This window comes from Actinomyces ruminicola (assembly GCF_900103885.1).
In the GTDB taxonomy this organism is placed as follows: Bacteria; Actinomycetota; Actinomycetes; order Actinomycetales; family Actinomycetaceae; genus Actinomyces; species Actinomyces ruminicola.
The window spans coordinates 1-25,736 of sequence record NZ_FNIM01000003.1 but is presented as its reverse complement, the minus strand read 5'-3'; the positions used below and the strand labels follow the sequence as shown (position 1 = coordinate 25,736).

The window sequence follows — 25,736 nt, the reverse complement described above, 5'->3', positions numbered from 1 at the left end:
GAAGGTGCAGCACAATCCGGACGCCTCTTCCCGGCCTCCAAGGCCGGGCTCCATTGAGGCATGATGAGCGTGATCGGCACGTGGGTGCGCGCCGTCTCTTCCCGGTCCCAAGGCAGGGCTCCATTGAGGCGTCCACGTCGTCCAGGAGACGACGCCCCCGTACCTGGCTCTTCCCGGTCTCCAAGACCGGGCTCCATGAGACGCGCCGGCAAAACGCTTCTCTGACTTGGGAATGGGGTGTGTGACATGGTGTGTGGTGCGTACGGTGTCGGGTACTGGCCTGCTCGCTGGCTACCGTCCGCGCCGGGCAACTTGCCCCTGGTGCACATTCCGGCGGGCGAAGGCAGGTAGTGTCCAGATCTATGACAAAGGGGGTTGGAGGCAACAGCAGCCGCCAACAAAACGTTGGAATCATGCGGGTGTCGGATCGGCTCTCGCGGCCGCAGGCGGTGTTTGTCATCGATTTGGACATGGAGAACGTAAGTGCCTGCTCGCTGCGGGGCGGTGGCAAATCGGGTCGTGCTCGGGCTGGTGAGGTCGTGTTCGGGCGGCACCCACCTGCCGAGACCGTCCTCGTCATCCCCAAGCCCTCCACATTCGATAGGGACTGGGGCGAAACAGGACGTTCTCGCCACCCGGGGACGTCCTGGGGCCAATAAGAACGTCGTCGGGCCAACGGAGACGTAGTCAGTGCCGAGCAAGGGTCGTCGACGACGCGGGCCAGCCGCCGAGAACGCCCTCCCGGGCGGCGTCCTGGAGGGCCGGGCCGCGTCGTCACCGGCTATCCCGCGTCCTTGAGCAGCTCCCACCAACACATCAGACCCGAGGGGCAACACTCAACACCAGGACTGCGCTGGCACTCTTACCGCCAAACACCGGTCACGGAAACCACTGCGGCCAAAGCCCGACCAGGGCCGAGTCGGGACGTGTGGTGAGGGAGTTGAGCGCCGCCCGGGCCCGCCCCGACCAGGGCCAAGAACAAGCGAAGCCCTCGGGACCTTGTGAGTCCCGAGGGCTATCGCCGTGGCTCCGACCGGCGTCGATCCGGTGACCTTTCGATTTTCAGTCGAACGCTCTACCAACTGAGCTACAGAGCCGAGAGGCGGGATCGCCCAGCCGTTTCCGACTGAGCGACCCGCATCCGCGACCTCGACGGGACTTGAACCCGCGACCTCCGCCGTGACAGGGCGGCGCGCTAACCAACTGCGCCACGAGGCCAATATTCATCACTGTACGCGATCGTACCCCCAACGGGATTCGAACCCGTGCTACCGCCGTGAAAGGGCGGGGTCCTAGGCCGCTAGACGATGGGGGCCCGGGTGCCCTTGGCGTCGTCGCGCCTCGAACCGGGATGTACGGTATTGGGCCGGACCGGATCCGCGCAAATCTTTCGAGCGTGAGCCTGCTCACCAGCGCGCCAGCCTCATGCCACCACCTGACCGGCACCGCGGGACACCGGCCAAATCTCCGCCTGCACGGCACTGCGCGCGCCCTTCGCCTTCGGCTCGTGGCAGGCTCGTCCCATGAGCCCGATCCAGCTGTCCGAGACCGAGTTCGAGTCCGCCGTGGCAGATGCGCTCGACACCATTCCGGAGGAGCTCGCCGCCCAGATGGACAACGTGGTGGTGCTGGTACAGGACGAACCGGACCCGGAAGTGCTCACCGACTCGGACTACGACGCGCACGGGCGCCCCACCCTGCTGGGCCTGTACGACGGCGTGCCGCTGACAGAGCGCGACGACGGCTGGTCCCTGGTCCTGCCCGACCGTATCCTCATCTTCCAGGGCCCGCTCCAACGCTGGTGCGGCTCCCGGGAGGAACTGGTGGAACAGGTGGCGGTCACCGTGATTCACGAGGTCGCCCACCACTTCGGCATCTCCGACGCCCGCCTGCACGAACTCGGCTGGGAGTAGACGCGCGCGCAGCCACGCGGGCCCGAATACTTCACTCTCGGCACCATTACGTGTGACACTGCCGTTATGACCACAGCCGCACATGGGGAACCAGGCTCGCCCGAGGCACGACACCTGAGCACATCGCCAACGCCGTCCCGGCGCGAGACACGCATGAGTCGCCGACACCCGGAGGGCCTTGTCGCCCACGGCCCAGTCGGGGATGCGGTGGTTACCGCCCGCAACCTGTCCAAGATCTTCGGCGACGAGGAGCAGGCGGTCACCGCCCTGGAGTCGGTGGATGCGCACATCGCCCGCGGCCGCTTCACAGCCGTGCTGGGCCCCTCCGGCTCGGGCAAGACAACCCTGCTGCGCTGCCTGGCGGGCCTGGAGCCGCCCACCTCGGGGACGATCATTCTCGACGGCGAAGAGATATCCCTGCTGAATCAGCGACGCCTGACCCGCCTGCGGCGCGAGCGGGTCGGTCTGATCTTCCAGTCCCACAATCTCGTTCCCTCCCTGAGCGTCGCCGAGAACATCACCCTGCCGCTCGACCTGGCCCGGCGGCACGTCGATCCTGCGCGGCTGAACCGGATCGCCGACGTCGTCGGCATGCGCGGCCGTCTCGATTACCGTCCAGCCGAGCTGTCCGCGGGGCAGGCGCAGCGGGTGGCCTGCGCCCGCGCGCTCATCGGCGCGCCGGCGGTTGTGTTCGCCGACGAGCCGACCGGCGCCCTGGGCTCGCAGGACACCACGCAGCTGCTGGGTATCTTGCGTGCGGCGGTCGACGAGCTGGAGCAGAGCATCGTCCTCGCCACCCACGACGCCGACGTCGCCGCCCGGGCGGACACCGTCATATTCCTGCAGGACGGCAACATCGTCGCCGAGATGAATCAGCCGAACCGGGACCGCCTCCTGGACGCCCTGCACGACCTCGGCGACACGGGCACCTCCGGCATCGGCGTCGGTCGCGCCGAACGGGAGGTGTCACAGGTGGAGGAGGCCTGGTCCCAACCGCTCGGCGCCCAGGGCGCCCCCCGATCCCGCTCCCGCAGCTCCCGCCCCCGCGACTGGGAGGACACCGGTGAGCGGTCCCGGCCCGGACGCAGTGCCCGCGCCTACGACGCCTCCCCACACGACTGGGACGACCCCGCAGACCGCTCGGCCCGGCCCGGACGGCGGTCGAGCCGGGCTCCCGGTGGCGACGGCGCGGACAGCACCGACCTCAACAACCCCTGGGGCTACCAGTGATCCGGGCAGTCTGGCGCAGCTTGCGCATGCGGCCCGGCCCGTCCCTTCTGCTCGCGGTGGTGGTCGCCGCGGCCGTCATCGTCATGGCCGGAACACTCGCCATTGCCGCGGCGGTCCCCCTCGGCGGCCGTGGCGGCGAGTCCTCAGCAGCCGGGCAGGCCGAGGCCCTGGCTCGCGACGGCGCACACGTCCTGGTGCTGGCCCTCAGCGTTCTGGTTGGGCTCGCCCTCGCGGCGATAGTCGCGAACGCGCTCACAACGAGTCTGCGCCGACGTGCCGAGACGCTCGCGCTGCTGCGGGCACTGGGTGCGTCGTCGTCAATGCTGCTGTTCGGCGTTCTCGCCCAGGCTCTCGCCATCGGGCTGCTGGGGGCGGCAATCGGCCTGCTTGGCAGCCTGGGTGTGTCCCACCTACTCGCCGACGGACTCGCGGCTCGCAATCTGAGCCCGGTCTCCGGCGATGCCGCAATGCCGCAGGTGGTCGCCGTCGGCGCCGCTCTGCTGGCCACGCTCATCGGCGCCCTGCCGCCCGCCCTGCACGCGGCCGCTGCTCCGCCCGGTACGACGACGCACCCCGTCCCCGCCCCACAGCGGCCGCCGCTGGCGCGCGGTGTCGTAAGCGTGCTGTTGATCGTGCTCGGCACAGCGGGCGCCGCCATCGCCTGGCGCGCGGACGACCTGCCCCACCGCACCGGTGTGCTGGGTGCCGCCGCCGGAACTCTGCTGGTCGGCCTGCTCATCGGCCTGCCCGCGACGACGCGGCCGCTGATCGCCCTGCTGGGGCTGCCGGCAAGCCTTACCTCCAGCGGTCGGCTGGCTCTACGGCACCTGGCCGCCGCACCCCGCGCCGCCGGCGCTATTGCGACCGCCCCCATGCTCGCCACCGCCGCTGCATGTGTCTGCGCACCGCTCACCGTTTCGCTGCGTGCTCTCCCGGCGACCGGCGCCCCAGGCCGTGCCGCGGCGGTGCTGGACGTGATGCCGGCCTTGCTGATCGGTGAAGTCGTGCTCGCCGGGATCTGCACCGCCGGCTCCCTGGCGGCTGCCGCGGTGCGGACGGGCGAGAGCGCGCTCATGCGGGCCGTGGGCCTGAGCCGGAGGCAGCGGGCCACGCAGTTCCTGTGGGAGTCCGCGCTGGCCGCCGCTGCGGGAATGGTCCTGGGCGCGGCGGCCGGAATGCTCCTGGCCGGGGCGACCGGAGCCGTGCTGGCGAGTCAGGGGCTCGGCGCTCTCATGATCCCCTGGCGCCAGTTGCTGCTGCTCCTGGCCACCGGCTGTGTCGTCGGCGTCCTGGCGACGGCGGTGCCGGCACTGCGAGCCTCGTCCGCCGTGACACAGGACCAGACGCCTGCATAAGTCCGCCTCAGTCCGTTACCATGCCATTACTTACCCGATAAGCACCCGCCGCAGGGCGGCTGACCTCCGTGGTCTTCCGCCGCGTCCTGCTGCGGATAACACCAACACCGCCCGCACCTGCCGAGGAATGCCATGGCGAAAACCACCATCTTCATCTTCCACCCCGACCTCAGCCAGTCCACCATCAACCTGCGCCTGGCGCAGGCTGCTGAAGGGCTGGAAGGAGTCGAGATCCGGGACATGTACGCGCTGTACCCCGACTTCAACTTCGACGTCGAGGCCGAGCAGGACCTGCTTGAGCGCACCGACCGGATCGTGTTGCAGTTCCCGATCCAGTGGTACTCCAGCCCGCCGCTGTTGAAGAAGTGGGAGGACGACGTACTCACCTGGGGGTGGGCCTACGGCACCAATGGCGACGCCCTGCAGGGCAAGGAGCTGCTCCTGGCCGTGTCCGCCGGCGCCGTGGCATCGCACTACCGGCGCTTCGACACTCGGCGCTCGGTGACCGACGTCCTGTTCCGTCGGCGCCGTCGCGATCGGGACGCCGCCTCCTCCGGCTACACCATGAATGACGTGCTTCGCCCCTTCCAGGCCACCAGCGTGATCATCGGCACCGAATACCTTGAGCCCTTCGTCACACCGGGGGCGACGACGATGCACACCGCCGACCTTGAGGCGCGCGCCAAGGCCTACGCCCGCTACGTCACCTCACGCAAACTGCGCGTGCTCGACACCTACCAGTAGGCAGCAGCGAGAGCCGTGATTGGACCGCGGTCGCGCGTTTGGAGCGCCCTGGCGCAGGCCTCGGGCAGGCCATGCGAATAGGCGGTCCAAATGCGCGAGACCGGGCTTCAGTGCAGGGAGCGCACACCCGCTTCGGCGAGGACCTCAAGCAGGCCCCGCTCCCTGAAGGCGTCATCCCACAACCAGCGCACGACGCGCATACCGGTGGCAAGCTCGATATCGATCTCCCGACGCCGCTCGGCCAGTAGGACCTCCTCCACCGGCCCCCCTGCCAGTTCACGCCCATACTTGACCCGGCCGTCGAACTCTCCAATCACGCCGCGTTCGGGCCAAATGAAGTCGACTCGTCCGAGCAGTCCACCGCGCTCATTCCGCACTGGTTCTTGCAAAGCGGGCATCGGCAAGTGGTGTTCGATCATCACCGCTCGGCTCAGGCTCTCACCCGGTGACTCGGAAGCGGGATCGGCCACCTCGATCGCCCGGCACAGCCGTGGCCTGCCCCACGACCGCTTCGGGGCCGCGGCGGCGATGGCCTCCTTCGTCACGCGGCCGGCTCTCAGCATGGCATCGAAACCGGCGAGCACGTCGCGTAGCGGGCGCCTACGCCCCAGATCCGCCAAGGTCTGCACCACCGAGGCCATGGGAAGGCCGTCGTTCAGTTCCGTCTCGAATTCTCGGCAGGAGCGCAGCGTGCGAATCGTCGCCGACGCCCTGCCTCCATCGCGCCCGACCCGTACCACCTGAACCTGTTGAGGGACATCACCCACCAACGGAATCCCGTGCATGACGGCGGCAGACTCCCTGGTCAGGATCGCACCGTCATCAAGCAATCCCGTTAGACGGGCGGCAATGATCCTGACCCTGTGAGCCTGGGCACGTGTCAGCCTGTTGAATGCATCGCGCCGCACATAGGCACCGCGCAAGATCCGCATGACTTCGCCATCGGGGTGCGATGCCTCCCGGGCAAGTGCCCCCTTGCGCTGCCCCCTTCCGGCAAGCTCTGAGGACAACATGATCGGAATCGGGGAGCACCACATGGTCCTACTGTGCGCCCCCTCGGCCGCGCCCGTCCGAGCGCCTGTGAACGCCGCCGTTGGCGCTACGCACGAACCCGGGCTGTGGATAACGGCGACCACGCAGACAACGCGCACCAGGCCGACTAAGTAGACAGTGCGTGCGTCCGCGCTCGCACCGACCATCTCCACTTGGACCGCGTCCCTCCACTTGGACCGCGTCCCTCCACTTGGACCGCGTCCCTCCACTTGGACCGTCTGAGAGTGCGTCTGAGACGGTCCAACCGCACGCAGACGGTCCAACCGCACGCAGACGGTCCAACCGCACGCAGACGGTCCAACCGTGCCCGATAACGCCGCGAGCGGCCCCGCAGCACAGAGTCAACGTCACTACTAGGTTGCACTGCCACTTCCGGTGGCGAATCAGCCACTCGCGGGGGCCGGTCAGCTGCCGCCAAGGCCCGTCGTGTGAGATTCTGGTGCGAGCAACACGAGGGGCCGTTCCGCCGCCCCTCACCGTTCAGGCATAAGAAGGTCGGTGCCATGAGTCAACAGGCCCCACAGCCACACCAGCCCACCACTGCGCCGGCGCCCCCGCCCGCATCGGCAGCGACGCCGACCCTCAGCGAGCTCGTCGGCCGGATCTCGGATAACGTGTCCGCGCTCGTGCACGGAGAGATCGACCTGGCCAAGGCCAAGGGCAAGCGCATGGCCGCCACCATGGGCGTGGGCGGTGCGCTGCTCGCCGTCGGCGGAGTCATCGCCCTGTACGGGGTGGGTTTCCTGCTGGGCACCTTCGTCGAGCTCATCGCCCTGGCACTGCCGCTGTGGGCCGCCAAGCTCATCGTCGCCGTGGTGCTGCTGCTAGTGGCCGCCATCGCCGCCTGGCTGGGTGTGAAGCGGCTCCAGGCGGCCAAGGCGGACGTCCCCGATCCCAAGGGGGCCCTCCAGCACGACCTGAACACCGTCAAGTCCGCCGCCGCCGCCGGCTTCGAGAAGGGCAACCAGAAGTGACCGAGAAGAATCCTGCCGCAGCGGCTCCCACGCCGGAGGAGATTGAGGCCCGCCTCACCGACCTGCGCGCCACCGTGGTGAGTGACGTCGAGGAGCTCGCCCGTCGGCTGGCTCCCGCCAGCCTAAAGACGGCGGCACGCTCCGCCGCCGAGTCGACCGTCGCCGATTTGCGTGGCCGCGCCCAGTCCACGGCCGCCGATCTCAAGGCCCGCCTGCGCTCCGACGCCGCCGCCCCGCTCGCGTCCACCGGCGCGCCGACTGATGGCGGCCTGTCGCCCCGTGAACGCATCCAGCGATTACTCGACGACGCCCGCGACGGCGACCCGCAGGCGCTGGCCATCGTCACCGGCCTGGCCGCCGCCCTGGCCGGGCTGAGCGCATTCGCCCTGATCAAGGCCCTGCGCCACTAGCACCGCCGTCCGCGCCACGCCGCCAGCCGCGCAATCGGCCGCAGCCGGCCTTCCCGCCGCCGTGGCATGTCATCCGTGGGCCTCACCACGGCCGACGTGCTGGCGCCCGAATGGTGTTCCGGCGCGGCGACGATGTACGGTTGGGCCACGACAAATTTGCCCAATTGATGCGCGCCCACGGCGCGCCCAGAGACACGTTGGAGGGGGTCGAGCCTATGGGGCGCGGCCGTCAGAAGGCCAAGGCGACCAAGGTCGCCCGCAAGCTCAAGTACTTCAGCCCGGAGACCGACTACGCGGCGCTCGAACGCGAGCTCGCCACGGCGTCATCCGCGGCATCCCCCGACACCCAAACCGACGAGGACATGTACGAGGAGCTGGCCGCCAAGTACGGTGTCGACGACTGGGACGACGACGCCGACGACGCCTGACCCCAGTCGTCCGCCTGGCTGCAGCGCCGGGGGCGACACCTGAGCGGCCGGGGCCGCACCGTCGCGGTACGCGTTTTTCGGTGCAGCCCCGGGTAGACGCGGGTAGGCGCTCGTAGGACTCCTGCTCAGGCGGTCCGGTAGCTCCCCCACAGGTCCACGCCGCCGCCGTCGACTCCCTTGGTTCCGGCGACCACCCGGCCCCGGGGCGCGTAGTCGGCGGCGTCGTTCACCGCACCCAGCACCCAGGCGGGCACTCCTGCGGCCTCGGTTCCCCGCAGCACCTCGTCCACCGCGTCCGGGGCGACCACGGCGACCATGCCCACCCCCAGGTTGAGGGTGCTCTCCAGGTCCTCCCACGGGACCGCGCCGAGCCTACGCACGACGTCGAACACCGCAGGCACCGTCCAGCTGCCGCGGTCGACGTCGGCAATGGTCCCGGCGGGCAGCACGCGCGCCAGGTTCGCACCCAGCCCGCCGCCGGTGACGTGCGCCAGGGCGCGAACGCGCAGCTGGTCGGGGTCGGCGTCGGCGGGGTCTACCTGAGCGATCAGGTCCAGCAGCACCCGCGTGTACAGGCGCGTGGGCTCCAACAGCTCCTGGCCGAGGGTACGGCCGAACTCGGGCACCTCCCGCTCCAGCTGCCAGCCCGAGTGCGCCATGACCCGCCGCACCAGCGAGTAGCCGTTGGAGTGCAGGCCGGAGGCGGCCAGGGCCACGAGCACGTCCCCGGGGCGCACCCGCTGCGCGCCGAGCGTCCGGTCGGCCTCGACCACACCGGTGGCGGCCCCGGCGACGTCGTACTCGTCCGGCTCCATGAGGCCGGGGTGCTCCGCCGTCTCCCCGCCCAGCAGGGGGGTGCCGACGGCGGCACAGGCCTGCGCCACGCCGCGCACGATGTCGGCGATGCGCTGCGGAACCACCTTCCCGCAGGCGATGTAGTCGGTCATCAGCAGGGGGCGGGCGCCGACCACCACGATGTCATCGATGACCATGCCCACCAGGTCCTGGCCGATAGTGTCGTGCACATCGAGCGCCTGGGCAATGGCGACCTTGGTGCCCACGCCGTCGGTGGAGGTGGCCAGCAGGGGGCGGCGGTAGCTGCGCAGCTCGGAGACGTCGACCATTCCGGCGAATCCGCCCACCTCCCCGACGACGGCGGGCGTCATGGTGGCGGCGACCGACGCCTTCATCAGTTCCACGGCCCGGTCCCCCGCGGCCGTGTCCACGCCGGCGGCGGCGTAGGTGATGGGGGCGTTGGGCGCAGCGGCGCTCTGGCTCATCGGGAGGGTCCTTCCGGTTCGGGGGCGGCGGTGGTCGAGGCAGCACCGGGGGCGCCATTGGGGCTGCCGGCGCTGAAGTCCGGGCGAGTGACCCCGCGCGGGGCGGCACCGGTGGAGGTGTCCGTGCCGTTTCGACGCCGGTATACACCGGGCACCCGGACGGCGGCGGAGGCACCGGGCAGGGCGCCCGCGGTGGGCGGGGTGATCGGGTAGTCGCCGGTGAAGCAGGCGGCACACAGGGTGTCGGCGCGCTGCCCGGAGGCGGCGACCATGCCGTCCACGGACAGGTAGCCGAGCGAGTCGGCGCCGATGGAGTCGCGGATCTCGTCCACGCTCATCCCGGTGGCGATCAGCTCGGCGCGGGTGGCGAAGTCAATGCCGTAGTAGCAGGGCCACAGCACCGGCGGGGAGGAGATGCGCACGTGCACCTCGGCGGCGCCGGCCTCCCGCAGCATGCGCACCAGGGCGCGCTGGGTGTTGCCGCGCACGATCGAGTCGTCGACGACGACCAGGCGCTTGCCGGCGATGACCTCCCGCACCGGGTTGAGCTTGAGGCGGATGCCGAGCTGGCGCAGGGTCTGGGTGGGCTGGATGAAGGTGCGGCCCACATAGGTGTTCTTCACCAGCCCCTGCCCGTAGGGGATGCCGGAGGCCTGGGCGTAGCCGATGGCGGCCGGGGTGCCGGACTCGGGGGTGGCGATGACCAGGTCGGCATCGACCGGGTGCTCGCGCGCCAGGGCGGCGCCCATGGCGTTGCGGGCGGCGATGACGGAGCGGCCGGCGATGCGCGTGTCCGGTCGGGCCAGGTAGACGTACTCGAACACGCATCCGGCCGGGCGCTGCGCAGCGAAGCGGGTAGAGCGCACGCCGTCGGCGTCGATCTCGATGAGCTCTCCCGGCTCGATCTCACGGACGAAGGCGGCGCCGATGATGTCCAGGGCGGCGCTCTCCGAGGCGACCACCCAGCCGCGCTGCAGGCGCCCGAGCACGAGGGGGCGCACGCCGTGCGGGTCGCGGGCGGCGTACAGGGTGTGTTCGTCCATGAACACCAGGGAGAAGGCGCCGCGCAGCAGGGGCAGCACTCGCCGGGCGGTGGCGGAGATGCTCAGCGGTGGGGCGGCGTCGGCGTCGGCCACCGGCGGGTACAGGGAGGAGTCGGTGTCTTGGACGTCGTGGTCCCGGGCGTCCAGTTGACCGTGCTCGGAGACCAGCTCCATGAGGGCGGCGATGACGGCGGTGTCGGTGGAGGATCCGCGGCCGAGCTCGCCGGTGAGGTCCTCGCCGCTGGTGTGGTGGATCGCCTCCATGAGCTCACGGGTGTTGGTGAGGTTGCCGTTGTGGGTGAGTGCCAGGGTGGAGCCGGCCACGGGCCCGAGCATCGGCTGGGCGTTCTCCCAGGTGCCGGCACCCTGGGTGGCGTAGCGGACGTGGCCGACGGCGAGGTGGCCGGTGAGGCTGGACAGGGCGCCGTCGTCGAATACCTGGGAGACGAGGCCGAGGTCCTTGTAGACCAGGATGTTGCTGCCGTCGGTGGAGGCGATGCCTGCGGCCTCCTGGCCGCGGTGCTGGAGGGCGTACAGGCCGAAGTAGGTCAGGCGGGAGGCCTCCTCCCCCGGCGCCCAGACGCCGAAGACGCCACACTCCTCGTTCACCTCCTCCCCGGGGGCGAGGAGGGGGGCGGAGTGCGTACGGGCGAGCGCGTCACCGGAGGAGGATGTGGTCCGGGCGGGGGCACCAAAGCTCACGCCCGCATTCTTCCACACGGCCCGCCTCCCGCCGCCGAGACCGGCACCCGAGTTAGGCACCGAGACCGGCGGCGACGTGCCGAGGCCAGCCATATCGACCGACCTCGGCACGTAACTTCTACCGATCTGGGCGCGTAACTCCTACCGATCTCGGTGGTTTTTTCTACCGATCTCGGCGTTGGGGAGGGGCGCTCAGGCGCGGCCGCCGCGGCGGTCGCGCCGGCTGGCCGTCAGTACTGCGCCACCGCCCGCGAGGCCGAGGGCGAGCATGCCGAGGGCGAGCGGCGCACCGGTGCGGGCCAGCGCTCCACGCGTGCCGCGTGCCGTCGTAGACGTCCCCGCCGCAGTCGGAGCTGCGGCGGTCGGACCCGCCGACGCGCCGGTCGACTCGCCCGCCGACGCGCCGGTCGACTCACCCGCCGTCGCCGCCGGGCTTGGCGTCGCCGTCGGCTCCGGCGCGGCGGTGTGCGTGACCTGGGCGGTGATGGCGAGCGTCTCGGTGGAGTCGTCGGCACTGGTGACGGTGAAGGAGACGATCGCGCACGTGGTGCTTACGCCGTCAATCGTGCACGCCTGGGTGGCGACGCCCTCGGGGAGCGTGAAGGTGAGCGTCGCCTGGCCGGTCTCGGGCAGGCCCGGGGTGATCGCCTGGTCGATATCGCTCGTCGCCAGCGTGCGAGTGCTGCCGTCGGCCATGTCAACGGTGGCGGCGATCGAGGCGGCCGCGTCACCCACGCCCTGCTCGGCGGTGGCGGAGTAGCTGAGCCCGGTGAAGCGGGCCGTCACGGTGTCGCCGTCGATGGCCAGCGAGGTGCCGACCTGGTGCTTGTGGTAGGAGGCGGTGGCCGGCGCGACCCGGGCCAGGTAGTCGGCGGTGACCGTGCGGTCGAGGATGCCGGTGTTGATCATCGTCTGCTCGCCGAGGGTGTCGAAGTTGTCGCCGCCCGCGAGCAGGAAGGTGTTGGAGGCGACGGTGACGCTCGCCGCGTCGTCGAGCAGGTCCCCGTCGATGTAGACCGCGTCGATCACCCGCGAGCGCGCGTCGGCGATGTCGTCGGCGAGGCTCGTCAGGAGCGCGTTCCGCTCCGCCTCGGAGGCGGCGGCGGAGATCTGCGTGAAGTAGTCCTCCAGCCGGTCGGCGGCGTCCTGGTCGAGGTAGACCTCGACGTTGTCCGAGGTTCCGAGCATGAGCGCGGCGCGCGTGGTCGTCGGCTGGAACTGCTCGGCGAGGACCTGCTTGACCTGGGCTCCCGTGTAGGTCGCGTAGGCCATCTCGTTGCCGAAGGGCTGCACCATGTAGGCCTCGCCCGCGGTGAGCTCGCCGGCGAGGTAGTCGGCGCGCACGCCGCCGGGGTTCATCAGGCCGATCGCGTAGTCGGTGGTCGGCTGGATGTCTGCGGACAGCCAGGCGGCGAAGGAGGTGGCGATGAGGTTGGAGGCGGTGGACTCGGTGGAGCGGTTGGCGCCGTAGTCCGCGCCGTCGTTGGTGCCGCGGAGGAAGTCCGTGCCGAGGGTCGTGAGGACCTGGTTGCCCGCGGCCTCGGAGTCCGCCTTCGCCTGCGCGACGATCCCGGCCACGCCGTAGGCGTCGGTGGTGCACTCGGATTCCGCCAGGTCGAGGTTCCGGGCGGTGGCGGCGGTGACGTCCTTGGTGCCGTCGGCGGCCGTGGTCACCGTCAGGGAGATCTCGCCGAGCTTGAGGCCGTAGTGGTCGGGCTGGACGACGGCGATGTCCGTGCCGTCGGTGGACTTGACGACGTCGGCGAAGGGCACGTGGGTGTGGCCGGCGACGACGGCGTCGACGGAGCCGTTGAATTGGTTGCCGTAGATCGCGGCGTCCTCGTGGGCCAGAACCACGACGACGTCGGCCTCCCCATTGGCGGCGTCGCCGTCCTTGAGGACCCGGGCGCGCTCGTTGGCGGTGGCGGTCGCATCCGAGACCGTCAGCCCCTCGAGCGCGGACCTGGACACGAGGCTGGGCAGTTCCTCGGTCACGACGCCGACGAAGCCGACCCTGACGCCGTCGACCTCGGTAATCCAGGTGCCGTTGCCGGAGCCCTCGGCGGTGAGCGCGGCGTTGCCGGTGACGTTGGCGGACAGGATCGGGGCGTTGAAGGCGGGGATGAGACGCTCGGCGAGATCGGTGATGCCCTTGTCGAACTCGTGGTTGCCGGCGCTGGTGACGTCCAGGCCGATGGCGTTGAGGACGTCGATGGTGGGCTGGTCGTCGAGGACGGAGGAGATGTAGGCGCTGCCGCCGACGTTGTCGCCGTTGGAGACGAGGAGCGTGCTGGGGTTCTGTGCGCGGGCGGCCGCGACCTCGCAGGCCAGGGTGACGGCGCCGGGCTCGTCGCCGGTGGTCTCGATGTGGCCGTGCAGGTCGGTGATGCCGAGGATGGTGAGTGTGGCGGTGGAATCGGCGGGCTCCGCGGCGGCCATGACCGGGGTGGTGAAGGCCGGCGCGAGGGCGCCGAGGGCGAGGGCCGTCGCGAAGGCGGCGAAACGACGGGATAGGTGTGACATGAGCAGTCTCGGGAGGTGGGAGGCGGTTGAAGACCCGCTCAGTGTAGTCCCGTTCACACCGTTTCGTGACCCTATGAGACCCCATACCCACAGCCGCCACCCCGCCGAGGCCGGCAGCAAAGGCGCGCCGAGGTCGGTAGAAGTTGCGTACCGACAGCCCGGTCCCGATCTGCCGGGGCGCCACGAGCAACGTGCCGAGGCCGGTCATATCGACCGACCTCGGCACGTAACTGCTGCCGATCTCGGCGGTTTTTTCTACCGATCTCGGCGTGGGAGGGGCGCCCGGGCTCGCAGGCGCTGCTCCGGGTCAGGCTGCGGCTGCCGCCTCGGCCGCGGCCTCGGCGACGAGCTTGCGGGCCCGGGCCTGCTTGAGGACGAGCACCAGCAGGGCGGTGACGAGCATGCCCGCGATGATCGAGATGAAGAACCCGAGCAGGTTGTCGATCGCGAAGAACACGAAGATGCCGCCGTGCGGGGCGCGCGAGCCCACGTGCAGCGCCATGGACAGGGCGCCGGTGACGGCGCCACCCGCCATCGCCGGCGGGATGATGCGCAGCGGGTCGGCGGCGGCGAAGGGGATGGCGCCCTCGGAGATGAAGGAGGCCCCCAGCAGCCAGGCGGCGCGGCCGTTGTCCCGCTCGACCTCGGTGAACAGGCCCGGCCGTACGGTGGTGGCCAGGGCGAGTGCCAGCGGCGGAACCATGCCCGCGGCCATGACGGCTGCCATGATCTCGTAGGAGGCGGTGGTGGCCGCGGACAGGCCGGCGGTGGCGAACAGGTAGGCGGCCTTGTTGACCGGGCCGCCCAGGTCGAAGCACATCATCAGGCCGAGGATGACGCCCAGGAAGATGGCGGAGCCGGAGCCCGCCATGGAGGTCAGCGAGTCACTCAGCCAGGTCATGAAGGAGGCCAGGGGGTTGCCCAGCACCATGTACATCAGGGAGCCGACCACCAGCGTGGTGAACAGCGGGATGATGACCACTGGCATGAGGCTGCGCAACCACCGGGGCACGTCCAGCCCCGCCAGCCAGGAGGCCATGTAGCCGGCGAGCAGGCCACCGATCAGGCCGCCGATGAAGCCGGCGCCGATGGCCACCGACAGCGCGCCCATGGCGAAGCCGGGGGCGATGCCGGGGCGCCCGGCCAGTCCGAAGGCGGTGTACCCGGCCAGGGCCGGCACCAGGAAGTTCATGGCGGTGGAGCCCAGCATGAAGAACACGGCACCGATGTAGGCCATCAGCGGAGATCCGCCCAGGGCGTTGGGAGCGGCCATGTCCGGGTTGGCCAGGTCGGGCAGGTTCCACAGGCTGGAGCCGGTGACGATGTTGGAGGCGTTGTTGGTGATGTCGTAGCCGCCGAAGAGGAAGCCGAGGGCGGTGAGCAGACCGCCGGCGGCGACGAAGGGGATCATGTAGGACACGCCGGTCATCACCGAGCGCTGCAGGCGCCGCGCCCAGTGGACGTGCTCCTCCTCGCCCTCGGCCTCGCCGCCCGCACCGCCTGCGGCCACGCGCTTGGCATTCGGGTCGTCGATGGCGGCCAGGGCCTGGTCCACCAGGGAGCCGGCGTCGTTGACGGCGGCCTTGACGCCGACGTCGATCACGGGCTTGCCCGCGAAGCGCTCCATCCCCTTGACCGGCAGGTCGTGGGCGAGGATGACCGCGTCTGCGGACTGCACCAGGTCGGCGTCGAGCCAGTCGATCTTGCCCGAGCCCTGACCCTCGATGCGCACGGTGACGCCGCGCTCCTTGCCGGCCTGTTCAAGCGCCTCGGCGGCCATGAAGGTGTGGGCGATGCCGGTGGGGCAGGAGGAGACGCCGACGATGACGCGCCCGGTGCCGCCGGGGGCTGCGGCCGCAGCGGCACCCTCCTGGGCCGGGGCGGGTGCGGCGCCGTCGTCGAGCAGCTCGGGCTGGACCTGCTCGGTGACCAGGCGGGCGACCTCCTCGGGGGTGGCGGCGGCGCGCAGGGCGTCGGTGAACTCGCTCTTCATCAGGCCGCGGGCCAGCTTGGCCAGCAGCTGCAGGTGGAAGTCGTCGGCGCCGGCGGGCGCGGCGATCATGAACACGAGGTCGGCGCCCCGCTCATCGGCGGCCCCGAAGTCGACCGGGTCGGTCAGCCGGGCGAAGCCGAGCGAGGGGGCCAGCACGTGCGGGCTGCGGCAGTGCGGGATGGCGATGCCGCCGGGGATGCCGGTGGGCGCGGTGGCCTCGCGGGCCAGGGCGTCGGCGGCGAGCCCCTCGGTGGTGTCGGCGCGGCCGGAGGCGGCGACGACGTCTGCCAGGTAGTTGATGACGGCCTGCTTGTCGGCGCCCGCGGACACGTCCAGGCGGACGAGCTCGGGCACGATCAGCGGCGTGGTCGCTGCGGTTGACTGGGACATGGTGTTTTCCTTGGTGTCTCCTGTTGGTTCCGCTCCGCCGGAGCGGGGCGGTTCGGGTCGGATGCGCGGGCCGGTGGCTCGCGCCGGGCGGGTGGTTCTGTTCGGGTCTTTCGGTCAGTGCCTCTCAGAGCGGGGTGACGACGGCGACCTGGTCGGGCAGGTCGGCGGGGCCGGGCAGGGTGGTTCCGGGCAGGCCGGCGGCGGCGGAGCCGTAGGCCATGGCGGTGGCCAGGCGCTCCGGGGCGTCGGCGCCGCGCACGTCGGCGAGGATGTAGCCGGCGACGGAGGAGTCCCCGGCGCCGACGGTGGAGATGACCGGGACGGCGGGGGCGGTGGCCCGCCAGGCGCCCTCCGCGGTGACCAGGACGGCCCCGGCACCGCCGAGGGTGGCCAGCACCGCCCCCACCCCGCGGTCCACCAGCACGCGGGCCGCCTGGGCGACGGGCGCGTAGTCTCCGGCCAGGGCGCCCTGTTCGAGCGCGGTGGCGCGCTCGGCGGGCAGTCCGGCCAGCTGGCCGAGCTCCTCGCCGTTGGGCTTGATCAGGTCGGGGGCGGCATCCGGCAGGGCGGCGGCCAGGGCGGCCAGCGGCGCGTCGGAGGTGTCGACGGCGATGCGCAGGCCCGGGGCCGCCCGCCGCAGCAGCCCGACCAGTCGCGCGTACCAGTCGGTGGGGGCGCCGGGCGGCAGCGAGCCGGACAGGATCGCCCAGGAGTGCGCGTCCTCCCCGGGCGCGGCGTCCGCCCCGGCGGGTGCCGTGTGGGCGGTGACCGCCTCGCCCAGGGCCTCCTCCACGGCGGCGACCTCGGCGCCGGCCAGGACGGCGCCGGGCTCGTTGAGCTTCGTGGTGGTGCCGTCCGGCTCGGTGACTGCGGTGTTGACGCGGACGGCGCCGGCCACGTCCACGGCGACGGCGCTCAGCCCGGGTGCGTCCAGCGCCTCCAGGGCGGCGACCAGCGGGTCGCGCTCGGGGGCGGGCAGGATGGCGGTGACTTCCTGGCCGGAGCGGGCCAGCACACGGGCCACGTTGAGCCCCTTGCCGCCCGGTTCGGTAGTGACCGACTGCAGCCGGTTGACGCCGCCGCGCACGAGCGGCCCGGCCAGTGTGACCGTGCGGTCGAGCGAGGGGTTGGGGGTGAGGGTGATGATCATGCGATTAGTACCTCGGTTCCTGTGTCGGCGAGTTGAGCGGCCAGTGGAGTGGGCAGGGCGGCGTCGGTGACCAGCAGGTCGACGTCGTCGAGGTCGGCGAAGGAGACCAGGTGCTCCTGGCCGATCTTGGTGGCGTCGGCGAGGACGACGACGCGGCCGGCGGCGCGAACCATGGCGCGCTTGACGGCGGCCTCGTCCGGGTCGGGGGTGGACAGGCCGTGCTCGGCGGTGAGCCCGTTGGTGCCCATGACGGCCACCCCGACGCGCAGGCGGGCGAGCGCGTCCAGGGCCTCGGGACCGACGGCGGCCTGGGTGATGCCGCGCACCTGGCCGCCGAGCATGCGCACCGTCAGGTCGCCGCGGCCCGCCAGAACGGCGGCCGTGAGTACCGAGTCGGTGATGACCCGCAGGCCCAGCCCCTCGGGCAGGAGGCGGGCGAGGCAGCCGACGGTGGTGCCGGCGTCGAGCAGGATCGAGCCACCGGGTCGCAGCGCGAGGGCGCCAATGGCGGCGGCGGCGATAGCCTGCTTGGCGCTGGCGCCGAGCAGCTCGCGTTCGGCCACGGCGGTCTCCGGCAGGGCGAGGACGGTGGCGGGGACGGCGCCGCCGTGGACCTTGCGCACGGCGCCGGTCCGGTCCAGGGCGGTCAGGTCGCGCCGGATGGTCTCGACGGTGACGCCGTAGCGGGCGGCCAGATCGGCGACGGCGACGCGGCCCTCGCGCGCGACGGCGTCGACGATGTCCTGCTGGCGCTGTTCGGCGTTCATCCGTACCTCCCCAATGAAGTCCGTTCGGGCACGAGTATATGCCCGAACGGACTTCATGTGAAGAGGGAAATGTCGACCAAACCGAAAACGGATGCCCGTACGGACACACTGGCTAACTGAGGACGCGTGCTTTCCGCCGAGCCCGCCCCATCAGTGCCGCCGCAGTCACACGCGCAGCAGCGGCAGATAGGCGGACAGGTCGCAGCGCTCGCCCGAGGCGTGCAGCGCCCCGGAGGCGACAGCCTCCTCCCAGCCCAGGCGTCCGGTGGCCAGGGACAGCCAGGTGGCGGCGTCGGTCTCGACCACGCTCGGCGGGGTGCCACGGCGGTGGACCGTGCCGGAGACCGCCTGGGTCACGCCGAAGGGCGGCACCCGCACCTCGACGGCGCGCCCGGGGGCGCAGGCGGCCAGCTCCTCAAGCGTGTAGCGCACAGCGGTCGCAGTATCGGCGCGCTGCGGGCGGGTGCCCGCAGCGGTGTCGGCCGCCCACTGGCGCACGGCGCGGGCGCCGGCGGCGGGATCAATGCGTCGTCTCACGCGTCCGACGGTACGGCACCGAGCCGCCCCAGCAGGCCTCGGCGGACAACGCGGTAACAGGCCACCCCGGCGGCGGCGAGCAGGGCCAGCGCCGTCGCTCCGGCCGAGCCGAGGGAGTCCGGAATCCCGGTGCCGGCCACAGTGGGCTCGTCCTCGGGAGCGACGACCACCTGGTTACTCACCGCCGGTACGCGCGCCTCGGCCTGCGCCGCGGCCGCGGCGACCGGCACCAGCGCCTGAAAGTCGACGCTGCGGGTTGAGCCGTCGCGGGCGACCAGCGTGAAGGAGACGACGGCGCACGCCCCCGCGGCGCTGACGCCCTCGCCCTGTCGGCCGCCCGCGGGGCAGGCGGTGGTGGCAACATCGGCCGGCAGGGCGATGCTCAACGTGGTGGTGCCGGTCTCCGGCAGCTCCGGCGTGACGGTGGTGTCGATGGCGGCGCTGGTGAGCTGCTGGGTGCCGCCGTCGGCCAGGGCGACCGTGGCGGTGACCTCCTGGGCCGCACCGGGAGCGGTCTGCTCGGAGGCCGCGGTGAAGCTCAATCCGGTGAAGCGGACGGTGGCCGTGCCACCGACGGCGGCGTCAAGGTCGACGCCGATCTGCCGCTTGGCCAGGTCGGCGGACACGGCACCCCCGGCCTGGAGGTACTCGGCGGTGACAGTGCGGTCGAGCACGCCGGTGCCGGAGACCGTCGCCTCGCGCAGACCGGTGAAGCCGTCGCCGCCGGAAAGCATGAACGAGTTCGACGCCACCACGACGCTGGCATCGTCGGCGAGTTCGACGTCGTCCACGTAGACGGAACGGATGACGCGGGCGCGCGCGGCATCGACGGCCTCCTCGAGGTCCGCGGCGGCCTGCTCACCCGCGGAGATGCGGCTCCAGTACTCCTCAAGCTCGTCGGCCGCGTCCTGGTCGATGTAGACCCGCACATTCCCGGAGACGCCGAGCATCAGCAGGGGGCGGGAGGTGTCGGGCTGCCACTGCTGAGCCAGCACGGCCTTGAGCTGGGCGCCGGAGTAGGTGGCGTAGCCCATCTCGTTGCCGAAGGGCTGAACCGTGTAGGCCTCCCCCTCCGTCAGGTCTCCGAGCAGGTAGTCGGCGCGCACGCCGCCGGGATTCATCAGCCCGATGTAGTGGTCGCCGTCGGGCTCGACCTCGGTGGTGAGCCAGGCGCGGTAGGAGTCCGCAATGACATTCGCGGCGGTGGATTCAGTGGAGCGGTTGGCGCCGGGATCGGAGCCGTCGTTGGTGCCGCGATAGAAGCTGCGGTCCAGGGCGGTCAGGACGCGTGAGCCTGCGACCCGGGAGTCGCGAGCCGCCTGATCGACTATGGCCTGCACGCCGTAGGCGTCTGCGGTGCACGTAGAGGCGGTCAGGTCGATGTTCTTGACCGCCAGGACGCTCACGGCGCCCGAGTCGCGGTCGACCGACAGGGTGATGTTGCCCAGCAGCTCGCCGTACTGGCCGGACTGGACGACGGCGATGCGGTTGCCGTCCCTGCCGGTGACGGCGGAGGCGTGGGGGTGGTGGGTGTGCCCGCCGAAGACGGCGTCGACCGAGCCATTGAACTGGTTGCTGTATACATCGGCGTCCTCGTGGGCCAGGACGACTACGACGTCGGCCTCCCCGTTGGACTCGTCTCCGTCCTTGAGCGCGGCGGCACGCGCGTTGGCGGTCTCCACCAGGTCGGTCACCTCCATCCCCGCCAGCGCCGTCTCCGCCACCAGGGTGGGCAGGGAATCGGTGACCACGCCGACGAAGCCGACGGTGACGCCGTCGACCTCGGTGGTCCAGACGCCATCGCCGTCTCCCTCCGCGCTCAGGGCGTCGTTCCCGATCACGTTGGCGGCCAGCACGGGAGCATCGATTGCGCCCAGCAGGCGCGAGGAGAGGTCTCTGGCGCCTCCGTCGAACTCGTGGTTGCCGGCGGCGGTGACGTCCAGGCCGATGGCGCCCAGGATGTCGATGGTGGGCTGGTCGTCCAGAACCGAGGAGATGTAGGCGGAACCGCCCACGTTGTCGCCGGTGGAGACCAGCAGGGTGTTCGGCTGGGAGGCGCGCGCCGCCGCCACCTCGCACGCCAGCGTGACGGCGCCCGGCTCGGCGACGACCTGCACGCCCTCACTCTGGGTGGACACGCGCTCGAGGTGTCCGCCGAAGTCGGTGATGCCGAGCAGGTTGACCGTTGCGGCCCCACCCTCGTCGGCGGGGACGGCATCTGCCAACAGGCCGGCGGTGGGCGCGGCCACGACCACCGGGCCGCCGACTTGCGCGGATGTGAGTGCGCCGGCCGGTGGGGCCACCGCTGCGGGGGCGAAGACTGCGAGGGCAAGAGCCGTCACGGAGACGGACGCCCGAACCAGGTGCTGCGGCCTCATGGTTGTCCTCGTGCTGGTCATCGGTAGGTCGAACGATTGACATCACCTTAGGTGTCAGGACACCTGCGGTCCATGACACTGACCGATTAGTAATCATGACAATTCGGCGATGCTGAGCACTACAGCGCCTATCGCAGCCGGAGGAGGCCTCGGCGCGGATCGATTTAGGTTGAAATCCCAAGCAAAAACCATGGCGCCCAGCCGCTTGCTGCGAAGCGGCTGGGCGCCACGGTCGGGCGGAGAGCGGCTGGGAATGTGATTCCAGAGTGACCGCATCCCCCAGGGGAACCGCCGGATGGCTCAGCCGATTGGCCAAGCTCCGACTATCGGATTACCCGATCAGACGATGCCGTGGGCGATCATGACGTCGGCGACCTGGGTGAAGCCGGCGGCGTTGGCGCCCAGTACGTAGTCGCCGGGGCGGCCGTAGGTCTCGGCGGCCTCGACGCAGGAGTTGTGGATGTCGGCCATGATGCCGGTGAGCTTGGCCTCCGCGGTGGCGAAGTCCCAGCGGGTGCGGCCCGCGTTCTGCTCCATCTCCAGGGCCGAGGTGGCCACGCCACCGGCGTTGGAGGCCTTGCCGGGAGCGTAGAGGATGCCGGCGGCCTGGAATGCCTCGATGGCCTCAGGGGTGCACGGCATGTTGGCGCCCTCGGCGACGACGGCGCAGCCGTTGCGCAGCAGGGTGGCGGCGTTGTCTGCGTCGAGCTCGTTCTGGGTGGCGCAGGGCAGGGCGACGTTCACCGGGACATCCCAGGGACGGCCCTCGGTGACCAGGCGGGCGCCGGGGCGGCGGGAGACGTAGTCGGCGACGCGGCCGCGCTCGACCTCCTTGACCTGTTTGAGCAGCTCGAGGTCCACGCCCGCCTCATCGACCACGTAGCCGGAGGAGTCGGAGAAGGTGATGGGCTTGGCGCCCAGCTGCTGGGCCTTCTCGATGGCGTAGATGGCGACGTTACCGGCGCCGGAGACGGCGACCTTCTTGCCCTCCAGGGAGTCGCCCTTGGTGGCCAGCATGGACTGGGCGAACAGGACCGTACCGTAGCCGGTGGCCTCGGTGCGCACGAGGGACCCGCCCCAGGCCAGGCCCTTGCCGGTCAGCACGCCGGCGTCGTAGCTGTTGCGCAGGCGCTTGTACTGGCCGAAGAGGTAGCCGATCTCGCGGCCGCCGACGCCGATGTCACCGGCGGGGACGTCGGTGTCGGGACCGATGTGGCGGGACAGCTCGGTCATGAAGGACTGGCAGAAGCGCATGACCTCGGCGTCGGACTTGCCGTGCGGGTCGAAGTCGGAGCCGCCCTTGCCGCCGCCGATGCCCTGGCCGGTCAGGGCGTTCTTGAAGATCTGCTCGAAGCCGAGGAACTTGATGATGCCGGCGTTGACGCTCGGGTGGAAGCGCAGACCGCCCTTGTAGGGGCCGAGCGCGGAGTTGAACTCGATGCGGAAGCCGCGGTTGACGCGGACCTGGCCGGCGTCGTCAACCCACGGAACGCGGAACATGATCTGCCGCTCCGGCTCCACAATGCGCTCCAGGAGCCCATCCTCAGCGTAGTGGGGGTGCTTGGCGATGACGGGGTCGAGCGACTCCAGCACCTCGCGGACGGCCTGGTGGAACTCGGCCTCCCCGCGGTTGCGAGCCACAACTTGTTCGTAAACCTTCTCAACAACATCCTGCATGGGGAACTCCTTCAGCTGTCACCTGGCAGCGGCGCGTGCCGACTACGCGTTTACGCGTTGGCATCGCGTGACTGCAATAACGGCGCAGGAGCACGTCTCTGAGCAGGGCGGGCATCCCGCGCTGGAGCCAAGAGTTCCACCCCGACGGTAACTGAGACGAAACATCTCACGCTGCGGCCCTCACAGGGCGGCGTAGGCGGCGTCGTCGACGGGCTCCAGCCACTGGGTGGAGGTGTTCTTCCCGGGGACCGCGAGCGCGATGTGGGAGAACCAGGAGTCGGCCTTGGCGCCGTGCCAGTGCTTGACGCCGGCGCGGGCGAAGACGACGCTGCCGGGTTCAAGAGAGACCGGTTCCCCTCCCTCCTCCTGGTACCAGCCGGAGCCGGCGGTGCAGATCAGCACTTGGCCGCCGCCGGAGGTGGCGTGGTGGATGTGCCAGTTGTTGCGGCAGCCGGGTGAGAAGGTGACGTTGTGGACGCCGACGGCGCACTGCTCGTCGTCCACGAGGTTGTTCAGGAAGCTGTCACCGGTGAAGTACTGGGCAAAGGCGGTGTTCGGCTCGCCCTTGCCGAAGATGTTCTCGGCAGCGAAGACGGATTCATCGGTAGTCGCAGTCATGATGGTTCCTCTCCGACGACCCGGGGCGGTCGCGCAGCCCCAGGTTAGGAGCACCGGCCGACTCCAGCCAGGTCCCGAGCGGGCTCCCCACCCGCGAAGAACCGCCCTGCGAAGAAGCGGCGGCGGCCCGCGAGGGCGACCAGACCGTCGTAGACGGCACCGCCGGCAATTCCAAGTCCGGCCAATCGTCGGGGCGCCGTGATCGCCGAATCCGCCGAAAGGGCGAGCACCTCCGGGAAACGGTCGTCGATGGGCGCAACCGCGTCTTCGGCGGACACACGCGCATCCCCGGGCAGCCGCGTCAGCACCGCATAGGTCTCCACCGAGGCGTGCCCGCTGAGGCTCAGCCGCCTTCCCCTCGCCCAGTCACGCACCCGGCGATGCGCCGCGTGGGAGGCGACCAGTAGAGGAATGGCAATACTCGTGTCAACGGCTATGCGCGGAGCGACGTTCACCTTCTGCCACCATCGATCAGTGCGAACATCACGTCGTCGGTGACGGGGGTCTGCGAAGTGGCGACCAGGTGCCCGTCCTCACCGCGCTCCACCCGGGCAGTACGCCCTCCCGGGGTCAGTTGCACGCCGCCGCCATAGGGGGATACATCCACCTTCGTACCCGGCAGCAGACCAAGCGACTCCCGCAGGCTCTTCGGCAGGAGGATGCGTCCGCTCGAATCGATCGTCAGCTCCATGGGAAAACAGCACCATTGCAATCCCATTTGCTTGAGGTGCGGTCGCACGGACTCGGCGGGATCGGCATACTCGCTGCCGGTCCCGTCCGCGCCGCAGCTGTCAACCCTTATGGTTGCCCCCATGCTCAGTTCCTCCGATCGATCCGACGCCGCAGCCGCATCGGCTTCGTCACCATCACGGACCGTGCCCGGCCTGCACGGCATCCGCCTGCAGCCAGAGGAGCCGGCGGTCCGCTCCTGGAGCGTCACCGCCCTGGCCACCCTGTTCCGGTACGTCTTGAACCGGGCAGGCACGCCGACGGGTCGGCCTGCCGTCGTCGCCGTCGACGGGCGCTCGGGCAGCGGGAAGACCACCCTCACCCGCCGACTGGCCGCATTGGAACCGGGAGCGCAGACACTGCATATCGATGACCTGGATTGGAACGAGCCGCTCTACCAGTGGGACCACCTGCTCGTCGAGGTGCTGACCCGGCTGCGGGCCGACGGCGCCCTGGAGTTCACGCCGCCCGCCTGGCCCCGGCACGGCCGCGCCGGGGCGATCAGCATCACCGTCGGCGCGCCGCTGGTGCTGGTGGAGGGCACGGGTGCCGGGATGCGGGCGGTCGCGGATTTGGTGGATGTTCACCTGTGGGTGCAGACCGACTACGCCGTCGCCGAGGAGCGCGGCATCGGCCGGGACATCGCCGACGGCACCAATGGCGACGCCGAGGAGTCGGTGCGGTTCTGGCACGACTGGCAGGCGGCCGAGCGGCCCTTCTTCGCCGCCGACCGTCCCTGGGAGCGGGCCGACGCCGTCGTCTGCGGCCAGGCCCTGCCCGGGGTCGGCCCGGACGAGGTCGCCTGGACGGAACTGCCGTAGGCCCGGCTCAGGGCCGGAAGCCCATCGCCATCGGCCGCAAGACCACTTGCGAGGTCGGGTATCCGCCGCCCGAGCCGCACCCCGATGCGTCAACTGGCTATTCTGGTTTGGTGGTGTAAGCGCGCTGGTCCTGCTGGCCGTTGAGCGTCGTTCGCCGGGCTCGGCGGGTCGGCGGGGCCGCTTCGAGGAGGCGGGTCAGCCGGCTCTTCCGGTTTGAGGGCGTGGTGGTGACCCAGGCCCGGCCGGTCATCCTCGCCCGGTGTCAGTGGACGGGCCTGCGAGCCGGCAGCGCGCGCCGAACCGAGCCGAGTACGCACAGACCGCTGGAGTCCGGAGTGTACGCGTCGGGGTGGAGTGTCCAAATCCGGGACAAAGGCCGCAGACGCCGCTGAAGACGAATCGGGAAACCGCGTGATTTCAACGATCTGGAAGTCACGTGCAAGTGCCTGAAGCTCGTTTGTCCCGTGTTTGGACACTTTCCATGACGTGCGGCAGCGGCAAGCTCCGCCCGCAGGCGTGCCCGCAGATGAGCAGGCCAGCACTCGACCCGCGCGCCCCAGACAACACACCCTCAAACCGGAAGAACCGTCAATAGCCCATGTGACGTCAGTCTGGGCCGTCTTAATGCACCTGAAGGTGCGAGGTGCTTCCTGACGCCGCCCTCACCTCGCTTGGCCGCCGCCACCCGGACAGTCTTAATGCACCTGAAGGTGCGAGGTGCTTCCTGACAGGGAGGGTACTGGAATATTCTTCCCTCGACGCTAGAGTCTTAATGCACCTGAAGGTGCGAGGTGCTTCCTGACCGGCCTCCGCTGCTGACAACACCACCGACGCTTCGTCTTAATGCACCTGAAGGTGCGAGGTGCTTCCTGACCGCCCCCTCCTCACCCTCCTCGCTCTCCGGCAACGAGTCTTAATGCGCCTGAAGGTGCGAGGTGCTTCCTGACCCTTCGCACCCCGGAATACCAACAGGTAGACCAGCGGGTCTTAATGCACCTGAAGGTGCGAGGTGCTTCCTGAC

General features: G+C 70.6%; 21 protein-coding genes and 3 tRNA genes. 8 read left to right on the top strand and 16 right to left on the bottom strand.

Annotated features, from left to right (window positions below):
• Nucleotides 1–1,024: 1,024 nt before the first annotated feature.
• The 3 genes from BLR49_RS04350 to BLR49_RS04340 all read right to left on the bottom strand — a co-directional run bounded on the left by BLR49_RS04350 (nucleotide 1,025) and on the right by BLR49_RS04340 (nucleotide 1,315).
• Nucleotides 1,025–1,097 (bottom strand) — tRNA-Phe (locus BLR49_RS04350).
• 47 nt (nucleotides 1,098–1,144) lie between these two features.
• Nucleotides 1,145–1,218: transfer RNA gene (locus BLR49_RS04345), tRNA-Asp, on the bottom strand.
• A 24-nt stretch (nucleotides 1,219–1,242) separates the two neighbouring features.
• Nucleotides 1,243–1,315, bottom strand: a tRNA-Glu gene (locus tag BLR49_RS04340).
• A 208-nt stretch (nucleotides 1,316–1,523) separates the two neighbouring features.
• On the opposite strand from BLR49_RS04340, the gene BLR49_RS04335 reads away from it, so the two are divergent.
• The 4 genes from BLR49_RS04335 to BLR49_RS04320 all read left to right on the top strand — a co-directional run bounded on the left by BLR49_RS04335 (nucleotide 1,524) and on the right by BLR49_RS04320 (nucleotide 5,242).
• Nucleotides 1,524–1,913 carry a metallopeptidase family protein gene (locus BLR49_RS04335; protein WP_092534019.1) on the top strand — a complete coding sequence of 130 codons (390 nt, stop codon included), beginning with the start codon at nucleotides 1,524–1,526 and terminating at the stop codon, nucleotides 1,911–1,913.
• A 153-nt stretch (nucleotides 1,914–2,066) separates the two neighbouring features.
• Nucleotides 2,067–3,143: an ABC transporter ATP-binding protein gene (locus BLR49_RS04330; RefSeq protein WP_092534016.1), complete on the top strand. Its 1,077-nt coding sequence runs from the start codon at nucleotides 2,067–2,069 to the stop codon at nucleotides 3,141–3,143.
• A 26-nt stretch (nucleotides 3,144–3,169) separates the two neighbouring features.
• Entirely contained in the window at nucleotides 3,170–4,498 is a 1,329-nt protein-coding gene (locus BLR49_RS04325) for an ABC transporter permease (RefSeq protein WP_092534013.1), read from the top strand.
• Between the two features lie 132 nt (nucleotides 4,499–4,630).
• On the top strand, nucleotides 4,631–5,242 hold the full coding sequence (locus BLR49_RS04320; protein ID WP_092534010.1) for an NAD(P)H-dependent oxidoreductase: 612 nt from the start codon (nucleotides 4,631–4,633) through the stop codon (nucleotides 5,240–5,242).
• 107 nt (nucleotides 5,243–5,349) lie between these two features.
• Here the strand turns inward: BLR49_RS04320 and BLR49_RS04315 are convergent, their stop codons facing one another.
• A complete protein-coding gene (locus BLR49_RS04315; protein ID WP_245690439.1) occupies nucleotides 5,350–6,174 on the bottom strand; it encodes a hypothetical protein in 825 nt (274 codons plus the stop codon).
• A gap of 624 nt (nucleotides 6,175–6,798) precedes the next feature.
• Between BLR49_RS04315 and BLR49_RS04310 the strand changes: the two genes are divergently transcribed.
• The 3 genes from BLR49_RS04310 (at nucleotide 6,799) to BLR49_RS04300 (ending at nucleotide 8,107) form a co-directional block, all read left to right on the top strand.
• Nucleotides 6,799–7,269: a phage holin family protein gene (locus BLR49_RS04310; protein ID WP_092534007.1), complete on the top strand. Its 471-nt coding sequence runs from the start codon at nucleotides 6,799–6,801 to the stop codon at nucleotides 7,267–7,269.
• Complete coding sequence (locus tag BLR49_RS04305) at nucleotides 7,266–7,679, top strand: hypothetical protein (protein ID WP_092534004.1); 414 nt, start codon at nucleotides 7,266–7,268, stop codon at nucleotides 7,677–7,679. Before BLR49_RS04310 ends, BLR49_RS04305 begins: the two co-directional genes overlap by 4 nt.
• Before the next feature lie 215 nt (nucleotides 7,680–7,894).
• Complete coding sequence (locus tag BLR49_RS04300) at nucleotides 7,895–8,107, top strand: DUF3073 domain-containing protein (RefSeq protein ID WP_092534001.1); 213 nt, start codon at nucleotides 7,895–7,897, stop codon at nucleotides 8,105–8,107.
• Between the two features lie 125 nt (nucleotides 8,108–8,232).
• Here the strand turns inward: BLR49_RS04300 and purM are convergent, their stop codons facing one another.
• The 12 genes from purM to BLR49_RS04240 all read right to left on the bottom strand — a co-directional run bounded on the left by purM (nucleotide 8,233) and on the right by BLR49_RS04240 (nucleotide 23,979).
• Entirely contained in the window at nucleotides 8,233–9,387 is a 1,155-nt protein-coding gene (purM, locus tag BLR49_RS04295; protein WP_092533998.1) for a phosphoribosylformylglycinamidine cyclo-ligase, read from the bottom strand.
• Nucleotides 9,384–11,039, bottom strand: a complete 1,656-nt coding sequence (gene purF / locus BLR49_RS04290; RefSeq protein ID WP_092534355.1) for an amidophosphoribosyltransferase — start codon at nucleotides 11,037–11,039, stop codon at nucleotides 9,384–9,386. Before purF ends, purM begins: the two co-directional genes overlap by 4 nt.
• Nucleotides 11,040–11,324: 285 nt before the next feature.
• A complete protein-coding gene (locus BLR49_RS04285) occupies nucleotides 11,325–13,655 on the bottom strand; it encodes a bifunctional metallophosphatase/5'-nucleotidase (RefSeq protein ID WP_092533995.1) in 2,331 nt (776 codons plus the stop codon).
• A gap of 307 nt (nucleotides 13,656–13,962) precedes the next feature.
• Nucleotides 13,963–16,038, bottom strand: coding sequence for a PTS fructose transporter subunit IIABC (locus BLR49_RS04280; RefSeq protein ID WP_092533992.1), 2,076 nt, complete (start codon nucleotides 16,036–16,038; stop codon nucleotides 13,963–13,965).
• A 124-nt stretch (nucleotides 16,039–16,162) separates the two neighbouring features.
• A complete protein-coding gene (locus BLR49_RS04275; protein WP_092533989.1) occupies nucleotides 16,163–17,188 on the bottom strand; it encodes a 1-phosphofructokinase family hexose kinase in 1,026 nt (341 codons plus the stop codon).
• A complete protein-coding gene (locus BLR49_RS04270; RefSeq protein ID WP_092533986.1) occupies nucleotides 17,185–17,955 on the bottom strand; it encodes a DeoR/GlpR family DNA-binding transcription regulator in 771 nt (256 codons plus the stop codon). Before BLR49_RS04270 ends, BLR49_RS04275 begins: the two co-directional genes overlap by 4 nt.
• A 165-nt stretch (nucleotides 17,956–18,120) precedes the next feature.
• Nucleotides 18,121–18,492 (bottom strand): sterol carrier family protein, encoded by a 372-nt coding sequence (locus BLR49_RS04265; protein ID WP_176765775.1) that lies wholly within the window; start codon nucleotides 18,490–18,492, stop codon nucleotides 18,121–18,123.
• Complete coding sequence (locus BLR49_RS04260; protein ID WP_176765774.1) at nucleotides 18,489–20,870, bottom strand: bifunctional metallophosphatase/5'-nucleotidase; 2,382 nt, start codon at nucleotides 20,868–20,870, stop codon at nucleotides 18,489–18,491. Before BLR49_RS04260 ends, BLR49_RS04265 begins: the two co-directional genes overlap by 4 nt.
• Nucleotides 20,871–21,209: 339 nt before the next feature.
• Nucleotides 21,210–22,547 (bottom strand): NADP-specific glutamate dehydrogenase, encoded by a 1,338-nt coding sequence (gdhA, locus tag BLR49_RS04255; RefSeq protein ID WP_092533980.1) that lies wholly within the window; start codon nucleotides 22,545–22,547, stop codon nucleotides 21,210–21,212.
• A 180-nt stretch (nucleotides 22,548–22,727) separates the two neighbouring features.
• A complete protein-coding gene (locus BLR49_RS04250; RefSeq protein WP_092533977.1) occupies nucleotides 22,728–23,165 on the bottom strand; it encodes a cupin domain-containing protein in 438 nt (145 codons plus the stop codon).
• 44 nt (nucleotides 23,166–23,209) lie between these two features.
• Nucleotides 23,210–23,620 carry a PIN domain-containing protein gene (locus tag BLR49_RS04245; protein WP_092533974.1) on the bottom strand — a complete coding sequence of 137 codons (411 nt, stop codon included), beginning with the start codon at nucleotides 23,618–23,620 and terminating at the stop codon, nucleotides 23,210–23,212.
• The gene (locus BLR49_RS04240) at nucleotides 23,617–23,979 is read right to left on the bottom strand and encodes an AbrB/MazE/SpoVT family DNA-binding domain-containing protein (protein ID WP_218121303.1); all 363 of its coding nucleotides are present in this window, start codon (nucleotides 23,977–23,979) and stop codon (nucleotides 23,617–23,619) included. The genes BLR49_RS04245 and BLR49_RS04240 overlap by 4 nt, the downstream gene beginning before the upstream one ends.
• Before the next feature lie 61 nt (nucleotides 23,980–24,040).
• Here BLR49_RS04240 and BLR49_RS04235 point away from each other — a divergent pair, with 61 nt between their 5' ends.
• A complete protein-coding gene (locus tag BLR49_RS04235; protein ID WP_245690437.1) occupies nucleotides 24,041–24,715 on the top strand; it encodes a uridine kinase family protein in 675 nt (224 codons plus the stop codon).
• The last annotated feature ends 1,021 nt before the right edge of the window (nucleotides 24,716–25,736 follow it).

Coding starts and splice junctions, on each gene's coding strand:
- BLR49_RS04260 (WP_176765774.1), bottom strand. CDS start 20,870: ATGAGGCCGCAGCACCTGGTTCGGGCGTCCGTCTCCGTGACGGCTCTT.
- BLR49_RS04330 (WP_092534016.1), top strand. CDS start 2,067: ATGAGTCGCCGACACCCGGAGGGCCTTGTCGCCCACGGCCCAGTCGGG.
- BLR49_RS04335 (WP_092534019.1), top strand. CDS start 1,524: ATGAGCCCGATCCAGCTGTCCGAGACCGAGTTCGAGTCCGCCGTGGCA.
- BLR49_RS04250 (WP_092533977.1), bottom strand. CDS start 23,165: ATGACTGCGACTACCGATGAATCCGTCTTCGCTGCCGAGAACATCTTC.
- BLR49_RS04280 (WP_092533992.1), bottom strand. CDS start 16,038: ATGTCCCAGTCAACCGCAGCGACCACGCCGCTGATCGTGCCCGAGCTC.
- BLR49_RS04315 (WP_245690439.1), bottom strand. CDS start 6,174: ATGCGGATCTTGCGCGGTGCCTATGTGCGGCGCGATGCATTCAACAGG.
- BLR49_RS04320 (WP_092534010.1), top strand. CDS start 4,631: ATGGCGAAAACCACCATCTTCATCTTCCACCCCGACCTCAGCCAGTCC.
- BLR49_RS04285 (WP_092533995.1), bottom strand. CDS start 13,655: ATGTCACACCTATCCCGTCGTTTCGCCGCCTTCGCGACGGCCCTCGCC.
- BLR49_RS04275 (WP_092533989.1), bottom strand. CDS start 17,188: ATGATCATCACCCTCACCCCCAACCCCTCGCTCGACCGCACGGTCACA.
- purM (WP_092533998.1), bottom strand. CDS start 9,387: ATGAGCCAGAGCGCCGCTGCGCCCAACGCCCCCATCACCTACGCCGCC.
- BLR49_RS04240 (WP_218121303.1), bottom strand. CDS start 23,979: ATGGGGGCAACCATAAGGGTTGACAGCTGCGGCGCGGACGGGACCGGC.
- BLR49_RS04270 (WP_092533986.1), bottom strand. CDS start 17,955: ATGAACGCCGAACAGCGCCAGCAGGACATCGTCGACGCCGTCGCGCGC.
- BLR49_RS04300 (WP_092534001.1), top strand. CDS start 7,895: ATGGGGCGCGGCCGTCAGAAGGCCAAGGCGACCAAGGTCGCCCGCAAG.
- BLR49_RS04310 (WP_092534007.1), top strand. CDS start 6,799: ATGAGTCAACAGGCCCCACAGCCACACCAGCCCACCACTGCGCCGGCG.
- gdhA (WP_092533980.1), bottom strand. CDS start 22,547: ATGCAGGATGTTGTTGAGAAGGTTTACGAACAAGTTGTGGCTCGCAAC.
- BLR49_RS04325 (WP_092534013.1), top strand. CDS start 3,170: ATGCGGCCCGGCCCGTCCCTTCTGCTCGCGGTGGTGGTCGCCGCGGCC.